The sequence below is a fragment of the Pseudoalteromonas sp. TB41 genome (assembly GCF_000497975.1).
Taxonomy (GTDB): Bacteria; Pseudomonadota; Gammaproteobacteria; order Enterobacterales; family Alteromonadaceae; genus Pseudoalteromonas; species Pseudoalteromonas tetraodonis.
Window position 1 is genome coordinate 39,164 of record NZ_AUTH01000094.1, and the last position, 16,233, is coordinate 55,396.

The window sequence follows — 16,233 nt, forward strand, 5'->3', positions numbered from 1 at the left end:
CTTATTTATCTCCAGATAAGCTTGCAATACAACGCCGCGCGTTTTCTTCCATTTGCACTAAACTGTGCGCCATACCATCAAGTTGCTCAGTACTTAAACCGGCATATAAACGCTGTTTAATATCGCTTGTTAGCTCTTTTAAGTGTTCTAATAACTTTATACCCTCATCGGTAAAGTACAATTTTTTACTACGTTTATCGTGTTCATCAACTTGTCGAATAACCAGATTTTGCTGCTCTAATTGCTTAATGGTGCGCGTTAATGAGGGCATTTCAATCCCTAAACTGGTCGCCAACGCTTGCTGTGTTGCCCCTAAAGGTAAATGATGTAAGTGAATCATTGCCGTCCAGCGCGACTGAGTTAAACCTAAGGGTTCAACCGCCACTGTCACCGCTTCTCGACATAAGCGGTGCACTCGACCCATATTGCCGCATAAGGTTAAATCGAGTGTTTCATGAAAAGGAATAGTGCTGCTCATAGGAACTCTTGCTTGTGAATATCCAGCAAATTTTAGCATTAGTTAGCAGGCTAAGTAAATGTTTGGTATTTTAACTTCACGTAAATAAGTATTATTTAGATAAATAGTGTACGGCAAGCTTATCTAAGAAAGTATAAAGCTTATTGTTCATTTCACTATAGTCCTGACTTAAGAGCTTTTCGGGATTTTCTACAAAGCGATGGTTTTGGGCATTGCTTAAATCATCGTTGGCAATGAGGAGGGTAACCACCTCGGTGGTCAGTTCCATGTGGCATTGAAAACCAAATACTAAATCGCTATAAGCGACTATTTGCCTTGGACAACCTTCGCTATAGGCAATAATACTGGCTGTAGTAGTCAGCCCTGGCATATCGTTATGCCAATGCCCCACATTAAGCTCACTGCCAAAATGGCTAAATAACGGATGATTCAAACCTGCATCAGTGAGGGTAATAGCAAACTTACCAATTTCCTTTTCTGGACTAGGTTGATAAGCCGCGCCTAACGCTTCACCAATTAATTGCGACCCCAAACAAACGCCCAACACTACTTTGTTTGCCGTGATCATGCTGGCAATAAAGGCTTGTTCTTTTTTGCTATCAAAATAAGCGCATTCTGCAAGCGATGTAGCGGGCGATTGTGGCCCACCCATTACGATTAAAAAGTCTATATCATCAGCATGTTGCGGTAAGTTTCCAGCTAAATAAATACGGGTATAAGACAGCGTATGACCATTCATTTTAGCCCAGGTTTCATAAGCGCCTGGCGCTTCAAAATGTTCATGAATAATAAAGTGAATGTGCATTATCGCTTCCTTAAAATATTATCTTTTTAATAAGTAATGGCCACCGGATATAAGTGACCATATAACAGCTACTAAAAGTTAAGTAAATTTGCTGGAGAGTATTGATCGGTTAGCACCTTAGTATCACTTGGCCAATCTTTACCATCTTTGGTGAAAAACATACGCTGGCTAATTGCCTTTATATCTACGTCATAAGGGGCAAGTAACGGAGCTAGCTGCGTCACCCGCTGCGCTATTTGTTGCTCTGTAGGGATATTGCTATAACCAGCTAAAATAATACGATTACTATTATTATTGGCTGTTACATTAATAAAATCGCCAAATACCGCATGATAGGTTGCCGACTCATGCTCATAGAGTTTACTTGATGAAAACGTGTTAGCAGCCACAATTCCGCCTTCGGCTAATACGCTTTTTATCTCTTCAAAAAACTCTTTTGTGAGTAAGTGCTCAGGAATGTAATCGCCATTAAACGCATCTAAAATAATCCAATCAAATTGCTGTTTTTTAAGCGCCGCACGTTTAATAAAAATACGCCCATCTTGCACTTTAGCAGTTACGTTATCGGTTTCTATAAAGTTAAAATAATCGCGCGCCACTTTAATTACCGCAGGATCTATTTCTACATTTTCAATATGCGCACTCGGGTATAGCTCGTGAATCATATTAGAAAGCGTTCCACCACCTAAACCAATAATGAGCACATTTTTAGGGTTATCAATCAGTAACAAACTAGAAAAAGCCAGCTTAGTGTAGTTAAACACGAGTTTTTTAGGGTCGCTAATGTACATGCAACTTTGGCTGCTTTGTCGGGTTTTTTCATCAAACTTTAAACAGCGTAAATCGCCAGTTTCTTCAACGAGTAGATTTCGATACAAGGAGCGCTCTTTATGCACAACATTAGCTGCACTGTATGATGAAAGCAGTAGCGCCGTAATACAAACAAACAGGGATTTAAACTTAAGCATAAACGGCCTCTCGTACTTTAAGTTTGTCAAAGGTAATAGCAATTAGCCCAAGCGTGCCCAATACACCAGCAAAACCTAAAATAATCGCGTTAACATCAAACGCCAGTACCATATAAAAAGAGGTAATAATGGTGCCCAGTGCGCTGCCTAAGGTACTTACAAAATAAAGGCCACCTGCTACTTGGCCGCTGCGCTCACTATTTGTGACCAGTAAACGTACGGAGTAGGGCGAGATCATGCCTAAAATAATGGTGGGTATAAAAAATAACGCGGTTGAGGCGAGTAACGAGCCATAGCGACTGTCTTCAATATGCGAAAAAATAAATGCCATAATTGGCTCAGCAAACAAAGCAATGGGTAGTACCATAATACTGGCAACTAAAAAGATTAACCCATATTTGGTCAACGAAGGATGACGAATAGACAGCTTACCCCCCAGTAAATACCCAAATGATAAGCTAAGCATAAATACCGTAATAATACTGCCCCAGATATGCACACTACTGCCAAAGTAAGGCGCTAAAATTCGCCCACCTAATAGCTCTATTCCCATAATACTAAAGCCACTACTAAACGCTAAAAAGTAAATTAATGCATTTGTTTTTGTTAACATTATATTGTTCTTATTGTGTTATTTTTATCCATCTTAACGTGATAGCTGCATAGTCGCTAGTGTAAAAATTAGACGCACACATAGAGCGCAAAAAAACATTTTGTTATAAAGTAACACATGTTATAGTTTTGGTTATAATATAACGTTACTAAAAAGCATTTTATGAAGTACTCATTAATTTACTTAGCCTGCTTAAGTGCAAGCGCACAAAGCCTTGCCCAAAGTCAACCAATAGAGAAAATTGCGGTTACATATAAACAAGCTTACCGAGGCGATATTCCTCAAAAGCAAATGCCACAATCAATCGAAACCCTCGATAACGCGGTACTTGATCAAAAAGGAATAACTCAATTACAAGATGCGCTGGACTTTTCTGCCAGTATTTCACGTAAAAATAACAGTGGCGCATTATGGGATAGCTTTTCGATTCGTGGATTATCGGGTAACGAAAACATGCCATCGGGTTACTTAATTAATGGTTTTAGCGGTGGGCGCGGATTCAGCGGCCCTCGTGATGTATCAAACATTGAGTACATTGAAGTATTAAAAGGCCCAGGCTCCGCACTTTATGGCCGCTCAGAGCCCGGCGGTACAGTTAATATCGTGACCAAAAAACCTCAGTTTGAGCAACAGGGTGAGCTAAAGCTCAGCTTAGGTAGTGATAATTTTAATCGCGTTGAAGGTGACTATACAAACGGCATTAACGATAACACTGCATTTAGAATAAATGGCGCATGGCAAGATAGCGACAGCTACCGCGATGAGGTGTACACCCATAAAAAGGTGGTTACACCATCGATTTATCATCAAATAAACGCTTCAACCAGCATCACTTATGAATTTGAATACGTTGATTTAGCCCAGCTATTTGACCGTGGGGTTGTTGTACTTAATGATAATTTTAATACTGTCCCTAACTCGCGCTATTTAGGCAATCCAAACGATGGTGACACGCAAGTATATTCTCGTGGTCACCAAGTGACTTTAAATCATGATATAAACAATGAATGGTCACTCGTTGTAGGCGCAAACTACCGCAGCTCTACACTAACTGGGTTTTCGTCTGATGCTGAACTTGCACCCTCGCGCCAATCATTATTCGATGATGGCCGCACACTTACCCGCCAACAGCGCTACCGCGATTATGAAGTTGATGATACCAGCCTTAAATTTGAGCTAAGCGGGCATTTTGATACCGCAGGCATTACCCATCATTTATTAATGGGAGCCGATGCATACAAATACGACTTACGCACTGGACTTTATCGTTATCGCGGCGGTAACGGCACCTACACAATTGATATTTATCAACCTAATTATAACGTTGCGCGTCCTGAAGTAGGTTTACTCTACGAAAACAACGAACAACAAGATGCTTATGGTATATACGTTCAAGATCAAATGGATCTGACTGATAAATTTAAGCTATTAGTTGGCCTTAGGTTCGATAGCGTAGATCAAGACATTTTAGAAACCAAAAGTGCTGTGCTTTCAAGTAGCTCACAGAGCCAGGTAAGCCCGCGAATAGGCTTATTATACGAGCTAAACAACGCTGTAACCTTATACAGCAGTTACTCTGAAGGCTTTTTACCATTAAGTGGCACAGATGCAAGTGGCGACCCATTTGGCTTTGAATACAGTGACTCATTTGAAGTAGGCGCTAAATTTAGCTACCAAGGCATAACGGGAACCCTAGCATTATTTGATGCCACTAAAAGTAATATGTTAGTAGCCGACCCTGTAAACGTTGGTTTTTCAGCGCCTATTGGTAAAGCAAACAGTAAAGGTGTTGAACTCGATTTAAGTACTTACATTACTGATGATACAAAGTTTAATTTATCTTACGCTTATATAGATGCCAGTACGGCAAACGACATAATAAATGCTGATTGGGGCGTGCCAATAAAAAAAGGCAGCCCATTAGTCAATGTGCCTAAAAATAACTTAAACCTAACACTTAGCCATCAAACAGCCTTGCTTGGTAAAGAGCTTGAGCTAGGGGCTAGTTATCAGTACACCAGTGAACGATTAGGCGATGCCGCCGATTTAACATTTAACTTACCGAGTTATCAACTAGTTGGTATTTTTGGGCAGGTAAACTTAACCGAGCGCACCAAGTTAAATATCAGTGTTAACAATATTTTTGATGAAGAATATGCTCAAAGTAGCTACAACGCATTATGGGTTTACCCCGGTGCGCCTACTCAATTTAAGATGTCATTGGCCTATCAATTCTAACAATTTCATAGTCCCGATTAGCTATTTTAACGTCTAGTTATTTATAGTTTTTCATCCAAAGCGTCTTAATGTAGTGGTTAAGGCGCTTTTTTATTTTTTTGTATAATACATAGCCGCTGTTAACCCCCTTTACAGTCACTTTCATATCATAAAATAGCTGTCTGCATTATGACATTTTAGGTACGCTGTATTATAAAACATGTTATAAATATCACACTAAAATACAGCGACTCCGGTTAGATTTAAAGGACAAAAATAAATGGATACAAGCAGCAATAATAGCTCGTTAATTATTTTTCTTATTTCTGCATGTTTATTGTTACCATTCCTAGAAAGCATGCACGGGGGAGCGCTATGGGGGTTAAATTGGCACTCACCACGGCTTATGGATACATTAAGCCATAATCTACTTTATATAAAATTAGTGTTGGTAATTACGGGTTTAATACTGCTTTTCACCAAACCTAAAAAAATTAAAAGCATAATTAAAAATAAAATAGCCCAGTGGTTGTTCTATATCATTCTTACATTAGTCGGTGTAATACAAATTCCTTTTTTGTGTTTAGGGATTTTAGTCAATGGTTCTTCATTATCAACGCCTGATTATATTCACAAACAAAACACGTTTACTGATCGTACTATTTATATTTATACCGCAGACCCTGGGGCAATGGGGAAAGCCTATCATTATGCGTATTTAAATTGCCCGCTAGCATTTGGCCGTTATGAGCTAAAGCGAATTGCTAAACTCAATTGGATGCGCGAATACACGTTTTACATTGAAAAGAATAATCTGATAGTAATTGATAAAAATTCTGATGGTTTAACGCATACTTTTGGTATGAGTGATGTAACCTGTTCGAGCTGATACCTCCTTTTTATAATTAGCTTAGGTTTCTCGTGTTGAATACGCATGCCATAAGTGCCTTTAGTAAACCAATATTGATTTAAACGCACTCTTTTGAAAATGTATGCATAGTGCTATTGAAATATATGAGCAGTACAAAAATTATAGAGACGTAAACCCCCTTTACACTATGGTGCAATACGCAGTGTTTTCTAGTGCTTTATATACCAATCAGCTTAAACATAAAAAAATTCAATCCGTTAAATTATTCAGATATTTATGCCGATTGGTATATATACAACTTTTAATATTAATTAAAACTGATAGCTTATCCGAGCCGAAACATTACGTCCTGGTTGGCTATATTGGCTAAAATCAGTACCTTTGGATTGACCAGCAATAAGTTCAAACGGTACGTACTCTTTATCGAGTAGGTTAAGTAAACCTACATTCATTTGCCATGCTTGCCACTGATAATTTGCATATAAATCAACAACACCATAACCGTTACCTTGTGTTGTTTTATTACCATTAGTATCAAGTACTACATCAGACTGCGCCTTAGCTAAACGCCAAGCAGCGGTCCAATTAACATTGCCAAACTCAGTGCTTACTAATATAGAACCATTTAACGGGCTAATACTAGTGAGTGGCTGGTCAGAATCTTTGTTTTCACCATCTACGTAAGCAACATTGGCTTCTAATAAAATATCGTCGGTAACATACATAGCAATACCAGCTTCTACACCGCTGATCTGGGTTTCGCTAATATTTTGATATTGGTAAAATGTTTTATTTACATTAGGAATATAAGTTGGTTCAACACCCGCGATTGTTGTTTCGATAAAGTCATCATAGGCAGCATAAAAAGTACTTAGATTTACACTAATATCGCTACTTGCGTATCTTAATCCGATCTCGAATGAGTCACTGCTTTCAGGGTCTAAATCTGCATTTGGTAATATTTGATAAAATGGCTCAACACCATGGCTTTGATAAGCTTGGTCATGTGGCGGTATTTTAAAGCCTCGAACATATTGCCCATACCAAGATAAATTATCGTCTACCTGATAAATCACACCCAGCTTTGGTGAAAACGCAGACTCGGTAATATCATCAAGCTCGATGTCAGCGTATAGCGCATCTTTTTTTGCTTCAAGTGCATAATAATCGTAACGAATACCCGCAACTAACGACCAATCAGTCTCATTAAATTTAATACTGTCTTGCATATATACACCAACTAAAGAAGTATCGGCGCCAGGAAATGCTTTTTGTTTTTCATTCGTAAAATCAACAGTACCATCATTTAATACACGGGTTTTTAAGCGTGGTCGAGTAGTATCATATAAATCAATATCGATTCCATAGACAAATTCATGCTCGGTATTTTCTCCTTTAACTTCCTTACTAAATACCGCTTTTAAGCCTAAAATATCTTGCTCAAACCCGTAGTCATTATAATCGATGTAATTTCTAGCTGCGCTTATTTGGTCACTTTGTTGCTCGTATCGACTATAAGATAGTTGCCCATACCATTTATCAAATATAGCTGTTGCCATATCTGAATCATAATCGAGTGCAAATGAGATATTTGTGTCTTCGTCTTCGGTTTCTTGAATGGATGGAGTGATTACTTGTTCTGTCGTTTGATTAAAGTAATCTAAGGTGTATTTAAGGGTGCGTTTTTCATCAAGTTTTTGCTCAACTTTAAGCAGCAAAGCGTCCGAGCGGGCATCGTAACCTGGTAAATCTTCAACGTAGTTTTGTACTTCTTCACTATCGCGATGGCTATAAACAGCGCTAATAGCAAAGTCACCTAAATCTTTTGCTGCTGTAATATCAGCAGCAACCTGATTACTTTGGCCTTGGTAGCCTAACGCTACTTTTACCAAGCTTTGTTGATCCACTAAATAATCACTCGGGTCTTTAGTTGTTATTACTACAATTCCCCCTAGTGCATCAGAACCATATAGCGATGATGCCGCCCCTTTTGCAACTTCAACTTGTTTAACACCCGCAACATCAAAGTAGTTTCGACCCACTAAATAACCGCCGCCGCCAGCGTAGCCATCGTTTGTGCGTCTTCCATCTTTAATAAAAACAACTCTGTTGCCACCAACACCCCGTACAGTTAATGTTTGCGCGCCTGCGCCACTGCCAGTACTTGAGATACTTGGATCGTATTTAAACATAGTTTGTAAATCTACAGCGAGCTGACGCTCAATATCTTGTTCGGTAATAACCGTTACTGAGCCAGTCACATCTTCAAGCTTTTGTTCAAAACGAGAGCCACTAACCACAATATGATCGTCAATAACATTTTCGGCCAGTGCGCTACCAGAGCTAATTAACAAAGAGGCTAATGCTGTAAATTTAAAAGAAAAGGGATTCATCTCCACTCCAAATGATAATAGTTATTATTTACTTTCAAATGGTACAACCAACCCGAAATAAGATCAATTGATTATGATAATCATTTTCATTTAGATTAAAGTAGTTATAATACTAAAAAATAAAATCGGAGTTTGTTATGAAGTACCTAATTTTTTTTCTGGCTTTAGCCACTCAATCAGCACTCGCGAAAGAGCGTGTGATCAGTGCTGGCGGCACATTAACTGAAATAATCTACGCACTAGAAAAACAAAATAGTTTAGTCGCGGTTGACCAATCAAGTATGTATCCGCAACAAGCAACACAGTTGCCACAGGTAGGTTACTATCGAGACCTAGCCGCTGAGGGAGTGCTTTCAATGCGCCCAACTACGTTACTTGCACTTGAAGGTGCAGGAAGAGAGCAGGCGCTCAAGCAAATAGAAGCGACCGGAGTGAAGGTTATTCACTATAAAAAACCGACTTCTGTAAATGAACTACTTGAGCTAATTAAGCGCCTTGGTAGTGATTTAGATGCAAACCTAAAAGCTCAAAACCTAATTACTAAAATAAAAAAATCGTTACCTACTAAAGCAAAAACACAGACTCACAACGCTTTGTTTTTACTTTCAGCTAATGAGCGTGGGCTCGTCGCAGCAGGACAAGAAACGGTGCCCAACTTGCTGTTTAATTATGCGGGCATTACCAATATAGCTGCTACGCATACAGGCTTTAAAGCAATTAACAGTGAAGTACTGGCTGTAAGTCAGCCCGATTTTTTAGTGGCGCCAGCGCATGTTGTGCAAAGCCTTGGTGGGAAACAAGCCTTTTGTAAACAACCTACACTTCGTTTATTAAAAGCAGCGCAAGAGTGTCAGTTACTGGTCATGGACAGCTTACTTTCACTGGGCATGTCGCCGCGTATTGCAACTGCGATTCAAGCATTGCATGAGTATAAAACACGCTTATGAGCACGTTAACTTTGAATCGTTTTAACGCCATAACACTGAGTAACCCGCATAAGTGGATGCTATTAAGTTATGGCTGCATTTTTGCTTTAGCATTACTTAGCATAGGCTATGGAGCCGCAGGATGGGATTGGCGTTTAGCTATTGCATGGCTAGCTCCTGAACATTTTAGTCAATTTGATGCGCTACAAATCAATGTGGTTACACAAATACGCCTGCCTCGTTTTGTCCTTGCAGTGATGGTAGGTTTAGTACTTGCACAAACAGGGGCTGCAACCCAAGCGCTATGTCGTAACCCGCTTGCTGATCCCTCTATTATTGGTATAAGCGCAGGCGCTGCAATGGTCGCGGTTGCTTTTATCGCCCTTAGTGCACAATTTAATTTTAACGCCCAACACTACTTACCTTATGCCTCATTTTTGGGCGCACTCTCAGTAACGTCGCTGGTATATTTAGTCTCAAAACAACAAAAACAAATTAATATAAATACGCTTATATTAGTCGGTGTCGCCATTAATGCATTGGCATTCGCTGTTATTGGATTATTAAGTTTTTATGCCGATGACAGCGCACTGCGGTTAATTAACTATTGGACCATGGGCTCATTAGGCGGTGCGAGCTGGGATAATATAAAACAGGCGAGTCCTTTGCTTTTACTGAGCCTTATCGGGCTATGGCGATTAAAAGAGCCAATGAATCTACTTCTTATCGGTGAATCACAAGCTCAATACTTAGGAGTCGATACCAGCAAGCTTAAATTATACGTCATTATATTAGTGGCATTGGGCGTAGGTGCGGTGGTTGCGCTAACAGGTTTAATTGGCTTTGTTGGTTTAGTTGTCCCTCATATTGCACGCCTAATGGTTGGGCCTCATTTACGAAATATGCTGCCACTTTGTATGCTTTTAGGTGTCATAGTGTTGCTACTTTCAGATTGGTTAGCACGCTTGGTTGTTATGCCTGCGGAGCTGCCGATAGGCATTATAACGGCGTTACTTGGGGCTCCACTATTTATATATTTGATCATTAAAAATAAGCGAGATTGGTCATGATCACGTTTAACAACCTCAATATAGGCTTTAACACCCATCGTGTTTTAGAGGGTATTAGCGGCAATATCCAAGCAGGACAACTTGTCGCACTGATAGGCGAAAATGGCGCAGGTAAATCGACCTTACTGCATACTTTGGCAGGCATGCATCCCTTTGAGGGAGATATACTATTTAATACCAAACCTTTGCATTCATTTTCTAAAGAGCAATTAGCTAGCAAGCGCGCTGTAATGATGCAAAGTAACCATGTTGGCTTTGATTTTAGTGTAGTTGAACTCATTGCTATGGGTCGCTATCCCTATACAGAGTCTCTTAAAACACAAGCCAATAAAGTTCAAAAATATGCCTCACTTATGGATTTAACCCATTACCTAACACGTCGAATGAGTGCGCTTTCGGGCGGCGAACAACAGCGTGTTCATATGGCGCGCACATTAGCACAGTTAGATGCTTTTACTGCGCAAACGGGGCCTAAATTAATGTTGCTCGATGAGCCAACATCAGCGCTAGATATGCGTCATCAACATACTTTACTTAGCTGTGTTAGAACCTTTGTAGAGCAAGGAAACAGCGCCATTATTGCTATACACGATCTTAATTTAGCAAGCCTTTATGCAACCAACGCTATTTTATTACACAACCAAAAAGTGCTGCAAAGCGGGTCTATAAATACCGTTTTAACAGCACAAAACTTACAACAAATGTACGCCATGAAATTGCACGTTAACCCTCATCCTTATAACGATGCGCCCATGGTTTTTTCTCAACGTCAGGAGTTTTCATGAGAGAGCAAGCATTAAACGACGCACGTACGCTCGTTTTTAAAACCCATGCCGGCGTAATGTCGACCATTTCAAATAATTTACGCGGCTATCCGTTTGGCTCTGTTACACCTTATATGTGTGACGAACAAGGTCGCATCTACTTTTTTATTAGTGACATAGCTCAGCATACCAAAAATTTAAAACAGGACTCACGCATGAGTCTGACTATTTTTGATGCCGCCGATTATGGCGATCAAAACGAACATGGGCGAGTAACACTCGTAGGTGATGGCTCTATTGTGGCAAAAGAGCAAAGCGAAGTGCTACTTGATAAATATATAGCTTTGTACCCTGAGGCTGCAAGCTATCGCAATGCGCATGATTTTCAGCTTTGGCAATTAGATGCAGTACGGGTGCGTTATATTGGCGGTTTTGGAAAAATATTTTGGCTTGAGCAAAACGAGTGGCAAGCTCAGCCTAAAAAGTGGGATGAAAGCCAGCAGCAAAGCATGATCACTCATATGAATGAAGATCATCAAGATGCTATGTCGCTGATATTAATGCAGCACTATAACGTAGCCGATAACACCCCAATAATGAGCGGCCTACTACCCACAGGCTTTTATATACAAAGCCACAAGCGTAATTACTTTATTAATTTTGCGAACGAGTGCGATAGCCCATTAGCCGTGCGAAAAGCACTTGTAGCCTTAACAAATAAAGCTCGAAACAGCTCAAACCAACTAGCACAGACAGTATGAAAAAATTAATAGCCTTACTAAGCACTACACTGCTACTGAGTACCAATGCTGCATATGCAGACGAATGCACACTAAATATAGATGCAAACGATATGATGCAGTTTTCAACTAAAACACTAAGCGCCCCTAAAAGCTGTAAGCAAGTGACCGTAAAGCATAGGGCGTGTTGAACTTTGCGGATTGGAATTTGTTCAATCTAGGGGCGATTAAGTCGCGGCGCGAGATTTGTAACCTGGTGGGCTAAGTAAAAATCGAGCAACAATGAGTTTATCGCCCCTAGGCAGAACCCGAAGGACAGCGCATGTTTGGTATTTATGCTGCGTTATCGCCTATTTATGTGGAATAACCACACTTCATAGGCTCTGTCTTGCCTAAAAACCAAACACACTGCTGCAAATTCAACCATCAAAGATCAACACGCCCTTGCCACACCGGTAAATTACCTGCCAATGTAATGGGTCATAACTGGGTGCTATCTACGATTAAAACATGCAAGGTATTATCACAGATGGCAACGCTGCAGGGCTTAGCAACCACTACATAAAGCCTAATGATAGTCGTGTGATTGGTGCTACAGACATTATTGGCGGCGGTAAAACAACCGACGTTACTTTTAAAACCAGCGGCTTAACCGCCGGAACCGATTACACTTTCTTTTGCTCTTTTCCTGGCCATTACGCCATGATGAAAAGCACATTTACGCTTAAGTAAATATTAAAAAGTGTATTACACAAACACAGTGCCAACCTATTATTGGCACTGTGTTTTCTCCCCTCGTTTGGCTAAAGCTTTAAATGCAGCTTGTTGATGTGCTTTTTGCACATAGCGAGCAGGCAAAGCGTTAACTTCTAATTGATAACCACTTTGCTCAGATTGTACCTTTGATACTGGCGAAACCCATACAACATTAAGCTCTGGGGCAACTCGCTTAATTACCCGCGCTATGCCTTCACCATTTCTCACATGAAAGTCACCAGCTAAATGTATAACCTGCGTGCCCTTATTTTGACTAATATAGTTAACGATAGACTCAGCCATGGTTTCGTCCCAAGTAACTTGCGCGGCGTAAAGTTTTTCGTTTTTACTCGCCGTTCCATGATGCATGGATTGCATAAAGCGTTCTTTATAAAGGCTTGGAGAAGTATCTATCTCTTTTGCAATAAAACTACGCTGTTGTGGGTCGAGTTTATTAATATAATTAATACCTTGGCGACCAATACAGGTAACAATATGCTTAGGCGCATTTGCAGCTATTACATCGCTATTTTGTATCTTCGCCAATTCCACTAACGCACGATAATCGCTCTTATAATTAGGCCAAGCCTTAGTATTATCAATTAGGTATTGTTCACCTATTTTACTCTCAAGATAAAGGTTTAGTGTTTGCTGATCAGCGCGACTAAATTGCTCAAGCGATAAGGCAATAGGCTTATTTTGTGTGCTTAATTGCTGAAATAGCTGAGCCTGAAATAAGTGCACACCGGGGTGTGTATGCCATTCACCGACTAAAACAACATCGGCATTCAAAAGCGTGGACTCTGACAATATTGAATTAACTCGCTGGCCATTTGCATTATAAAGCCCGTAATTATACAAGGATGAATTTTGAGATATTGATACTGTGTTTGTACTGCAGCCTGATAATCCACTGAGTAAAACAAGTGCTAAAAATGGGTTTTTCATATCGGTTTTTATAAAAATAAGAATCAAAACAATGAAGTTAGTATACACAACAAACTGCTTTAAACCTATAAATGCAAATAAAAACAATTATCATTTGATTTTTTAAGATTTCTGTTTTACAGTCTTAAAAAATATACAGATATGGAACGTCCCATGGCCTTACCTTTTTTATGTGCTCGACACAAACAACATGTTTTATGTCAACCAGAGCAAGCAATTATAGATATTCAAAATGCGCAGCTAAGTGGCGAAGCGCTGTTTAAACGATACCAATTTGCACAAGCATTGCCGTATTTGGGGTGTGCACTTGAAAGTGCGTCCTTATTAGCTCAAATGTATAACTGTGCGAATAAACAGCAAATCATACAAATTACCTCACTTACAGAGCGCCTTTATTCCACACTTCACTTTTTAGACGAACAAAGTGCTGCGCACAATGCACTCATACAATCTATTAATCTGCTAAACGAGATATTGTATAGCGATGATGAATATCATGACTTAGCGCTTTCATGCATTACACAGCTAAAAAAATTAGCACTGCAACATCCTCCACACCTTACTAAGCACTAATCTTTATGGCAATAAGCAACGCGCTAAACAAAATTGGGTTAACTTTTTATATTAATAATGGCTAACATATCTTCTTCGTCTTCATCTAGGCCAACTTCTTCAAACCCAAAACTAGAATAAAAATCCTTAGCAACAGGGTTTTGCGGGTTATAACAAATCTCGATTTGTTCAAGCTTAGAAGTCGTTTTAATCTCTGCAATTGCCATTAATAATGCTTGGCGGCCAATACCTTTATTTTGATGATGTTCATCTACCATAAAACGCCAAATAGAAACTTTTGTAGGGGTTTCTTGCACCCACATAAAAAAGCCTACAGGCTTATTATTTTGGTAAATAGCTTTACAGGTATGTCCACTATTGTAGTGCGCCTCAACTAACGACCACATATTACACGCTACGTATTCTTGTTGCGCTTTGGTAACGTCTAAATCGCATACCTCTTCGTAATTAGCAGAAGTGATATCTTCCAATGAAATGTTCATTATTGTCCTTAATTTAAAACATGGAGTTATAAGTAGTTTTGTTTTATCACGTTATCAGCACTAACATATCTAGGCAATGTATTCTTTTTAGGCACAAAACCACAGTAATAAATACTGCGGCTTTGTTTTTACTAAATACTTTAAGCTATGTGCTTTTAGTATGCGCCTGCGCTATATATAAGCTCGTAACTGTGGCTGTAAATCTCAAGGATGTTACCAAACGGGTCTTCCATGTAGATCATGCGGTACGGCTTTTCACCAGGGTAGTAGTAACGTGGCTCTGGCATACGTTTTTTACCACCTGCGGCAACAATGCGATCTGCTAAGCCTTCTACATCTGGGTCTTGTACACAGAAATGGAAGATACCGGTTTTCCAGTATTCAAAGTTGTCTTTAGGGTTTTCTTGGTCTTTAAATTCAAAAATTTCTACACCAATTCGGTCGCCTGTTGAAAGATGCGCTATTTTGAATTTTTCCCAATTTGGACCAAATACATCGGTACACATTTCGCCAATTGGGCTGTTGTCTTCAGTGATCACGGTAGGCTCCATTATGGTGTACCAGCCCATCACCTTAGTGTAAAACTCTACGGCTTTTTCAACATCGGGAACTGAAATACCAATGTGCGAAAAACTACGTGGATATGTATGACTCATAATAAATACTCCTACTTAACTATGTTTAGTTGATGGAGTTAGTTTACGAATTGACCAACATTAAGTAAAATTATCATTAATCATCATTTTGAGTATATTTTGTAATGATAAATCCGACATGGTTAAACACGTTTTGTACTTTAGTTGATGTAAATCATTTTACCCAAACCGCCGAGCGCCTTTATATGACCCAGTCAGGCGTAAGCCAACATATAAAAAAGTTAGAGCAGCAACTAGATTGCGCCTTGCTTGAGCGTCACGGTAAACAATTTACGCTTACTATTCAGGGTCAAAATTTATATCAGCAGGGTAGTCAGTTACTCAAAGAATGGCAGTTTTTAGAGCAGCAATTAAAAGATGATTCACCTTACAGCGGTTTAGTTAAAATACAGTCGCCAGGCAGTTGCGGGCTAAAGTTTTACAATCAACTATTAGCATTGCAAGTAGAGTACAAGGAGCTAATTATAGATTACCGCTTTGCTCCAAATACCAGTGTTGAACAAGCAGTGGCCAATCATAGTGCCGATATTGGCTTTTTAACTCAAGCGCCTACCCTTAGTGAAGTTACCAGCCACAAAATTGGTAAAGAATGCCTATTATTAGTAACGCCCGCACATATAGAAAACCCAACATGGAGCGCATTAAATCAACTAGGTTTTATTAGCCACCCCGATGCAAAACATCATGCACAGCTTTTATTAAGTGAAAATTTCCCAGAATTTGAACATGTTGATCAAATTAAGCAAACGGGGTTTTCTAACCAAATAAGTTTAATACTGGAGCCGGTAAGTTTAGGGCTGGGTTTTACGGTTTTACCAGCACACGCAGTAAGTGCTTTTAATAAACCTGCGCTTATTAAAACGCATCATTTAACCAAACCAATTAGCGAAAATATTTATGTGTGTCATCACCGAAATAGACCATTAGCAAAGCGTATGCATAGCGTTATTAACGCAATAAAAGCAGGCTAGGG

At 39.5% G+C, this 16,233-nt stretch carries 18 protein-coding genes; 10 read left to right on the top strand and 8 right to left on the bottom strand.

Annotated features, from left to right (window positions below; genetic code table 11):
* Nucleotide 1 precedes the first annotated feature (1 nt).
* The 4 genes from L641_RS0115985 to L641_RS0116000 all read right to left on the bottom strand — a co-directional run bounded on the left by L641_RS0115985 (nucleotide 2) and on the right by L641_RS0116000 (nucleotide 2,864).
* Nucleotides 2–478, bottom strand: a complete 477-nt coding sequence (locus L641_RS0115985; RefSeq protein WP_024602437.1) for a MarR family transcriptional regulator — start codon at nucleotides 476–478, stop codon at nucleotides 2–4.
* A 91-nt stretch (nucleotides 479–569) separates the two neighbouring features.
* Nucleotides 570–1,283: a type 1 glutamine amidotransferase gene (locus L641_RS0115990; protein ID WP_024602438.1), complete on the bottom strand. Its 714-nt coding sequence runs from the start codon at nucleotides 1,281–1,283 to the stop codon at nucleotides 570–572.
* A gap of 71 nt (nucleotides 1,284–1,354) precedes the next feature.
* A complete protein-coding gene (locus tag L641_RS0115995) occupies nucleotides 1,355–2,251 on the bottom strand; it encodes a fused MFS/spermidine synthase (protein ID WP_024602439.1) in 897 nt (298 codons plus the stop codon).
* A complete protein-coding gene (locus L641_RS0116000) occupies nucleotides 2,244–2,864 on the bottom strand; it encodes a fused MFS/spermidine synthase (protein WP_024602440.1) in 621 nt (206 codons plus the stop codon). Before L641_RS0116000 ends, L641_RS0115995 begins: the two co-directional genes overlap by 8 nt.
* Nucleotides 2,865–3,026: 162 nt before the next feature.
* Between L641_RS0116000 and L641_RS0116005 the strand changes: the two genes are divergently transcribed.
* Together L641_RS0116005 and L641_RS0116010 are read left to right on the top strand one after the other, a co-directional pair.
* Nucleotides 3,027–5,102 carry a TonB-dependent siderophore receptor gene (locus tag L641_RS0116005; protein ID WP_024602441.1) on the top strand — a complete coding sequence of 692 codons (2,076 nt, stop codon included), beginning with the start codon at nucleotides 3,027–3,029 and terminating at the stop codon, nucleotides 5,100–5,102.
* Nucleotides 5,103–5,361: 259 nt separating this feature from the next.
* Entirely contained in the window at nucleotides 5,362–5,970 is a 609-nt protein-coding gene (locus L641_RS0116010) for a hypothetical protein (protein ID WP_024602442.1), read from the top strand.
* A gap of 293 nt (nucleotides 5,971–6,263) precedes the next feature.
* On the opposite strand, the gene L641_RS0116015 is transcribed toward L641_RS0116010, so the two are convergent.
* The gene (locus tag L641_RS0116015) at nucleotides 6,264–8,345 is read right to left on the bottom strand and encodes a TonB-dependent hemoglobin/transferrin/lactoferrin family receptor (RefSeq protein WP_024602443.1); all 2,082 of its coding nucleotides are present in this window, start codon (nucleotides 8,343–8,345) and stop codon (nucleotides 6,264–6,266) included.
* Between the two features lie 137 nt (nucleotides 8,346–8,482).
* Here L641_RS0116015 and L641_RS0116020 point away from each other — a divergent pair, with 137 nt between their 5' ends.
* From L641_RS0116020 to L641_RS22410, 6 genes are all read left to right on the top strand, one after another.
* Nucleotides 8,483–9,292 carry an ABC transporter substrate-binding protein gene (locus L641_RS0116020; RefSeq protein WP_024602444.1) on the top strand — a complete coding sequence of 270 codons (810 nt, stop codon included), beginning with the start codon at nucleotides 8,483–8,485 and terminating at the stop codon, nucleotides 9,290–9,292.
* The gene (locus L641_RS0116025) at nucleotides 9,289–10,341 is read left to right on the top strand and encodes an iron ABC transporter permease (RefSeq protein ID WP_024602445.1); all 1,053 of its coding nucleotides are present in this window, start codon (nucleotides 9,289–9,291) and stop codon (nucleotides 10,339–10,341) included. The genes L641_RS0116020 and L641_RS0116025 overlap by 4 nt, the downstream gene beginning before the upstream one ends.
* Complete coding sequence (locus tag L641_RS0116030; RefSeq protein WP_029750413.1) at nucleotides 10,338–11,126, top strand: heme ABC transporter ATP-binding protein; 789 nt, start codon at nucleotides 10,338–10,340, stop codon at nucleotides 11,124–11,126. Before L641_RS0116025 ends, L641_RS0116030 begins: the two co-directional genes overlap by 4 nt.
* Nucleotides 11,123–11,866: a DUF2470 domain-containing protein gene (locus L641_RS0116035; RefSeq protein ID WP_024602447.1), complete on the top strand. Its 744-nt coding sequence runs from the start codon at nucleotides 11,123–11,125 to the stop codon at nucleotides 11,864–11,866. The genes L641_RS0116030 and L641_RS0116035 overlap by 4 nt, the downstream gene beginning before the upstream one ends.
* Entirely contained in the window at nucleotides 11,863–12,036 is a 174-nt protein-coding gene (locus L641_RS22405) for a hypothetical protein (protein ID WP_235190268.1), read from the top strand. Before L641_RS0116035 ends, L641_RS22405 begins: the two co-directional genes overlap by 4 nt.
* A 319-nt stretch (nucleotides 12,037–12,355) precedes the next feature.
* The gene (locus tag L641_RS22410; protein WP_051385875.1) at nucleotides 12,356–12,577 is read left to right on the top strand and encodes a plastocyanin/azurin family copper-binding protein; all 222 of its coding nucleotides are present in this window, start codon (nucleotides 12,356–12,358) and stop codon (nucleotides 12,575–12,577) included.
* Nucleotides 12,578–12,616: 39 nt separating this feature from the next.
* Here the strand turns inward: L641_RS22410 and L641_RS0116050 are convergent, their stop codons facing one another.
* Nucleotides 12,617–13,549, bottom strand: coding sequence for a ChaN family lipoprotein (locus tag L641_RS0116050; RefSeq protein ID WP_024602448.1), 933 nt, complete (start codon nucleotides 13,547–13,549; stop codon nucleotides 12,617–12,619).
* Nucleotides 13,550–13,702: 153 nt separating this feature from the next.
* On the opposite strand from L641_RS0116050, the gene L641_RS0116055 reads away from it, so the two are divergent.
* Nucleotides 13,703–14,122 carry a hypothetical protein gene (locus L641_RS0116055; RefSeq protein WP_010388755.1) on the top strand — a complete coding sequence of 140 codons (420 nt, stop codon included), beginning with the start codon at nucleotides 13,703–13,705 and terminating at the stop codon, nucleotides 14,120–14,122.
* A 38-nt stretch (nucleotides 14,123–14,160) separates the two neighbouring features.
* Here L641_RS0116055 and L641_RS0116060 read toward each other — a convergent pair whose 3' ends face one another.
* Together L641_RS0116060 and L641_RS0116065 are read right to left on the bottom strand one after the other, a co-directional pair.
* Nucleotides 14,161–14,604, bottom strand: a complete 444-nt coding sequence (locus L641_RS0116060) for a GNAT family N-acetyltransferase (protein WP_024602449.1) — start codon at nucleotides 14,602–14,604, stop codon at nucleotides 14,161–14,163.
* A gap of 155 nt (nucleotides 14,605–14,759) precedes the next feature.
* The gene (locus L641_RS0116065) at nucleotides 14,760–15,260 is read right to left on the bottom strand and encodes a lactoylglutathione lyase family protein (protein ID WP_008130525.1); all 501 of its coding nucleotides are present in this window, start codon (nucleotides 15,258–15,260) and stop codon (nucleotides 14,760–14,762) included.
* 104 nt (nucleotides 15,261–15,364) lie between these two features.
* Here L641_RS0116065 and L641_RS0116070 point away from each other — a divergent pair, with 104 nt between their 5' ends.
* On the top strand, nucleotides 15,365–16,231 hold the full coding sequence (locus tag L641_RS0116070; protein ID WP_024602450.1) for a LysR family transcriptional regulator: 867 nt from the start codon (nucleotides 15,365–15,367) through the stop codon (nucleotides 16,229–16,231).
* The last annotated feature ends 2 nt before the right edge of the window (nucleotides 16,232–16,233 follow it).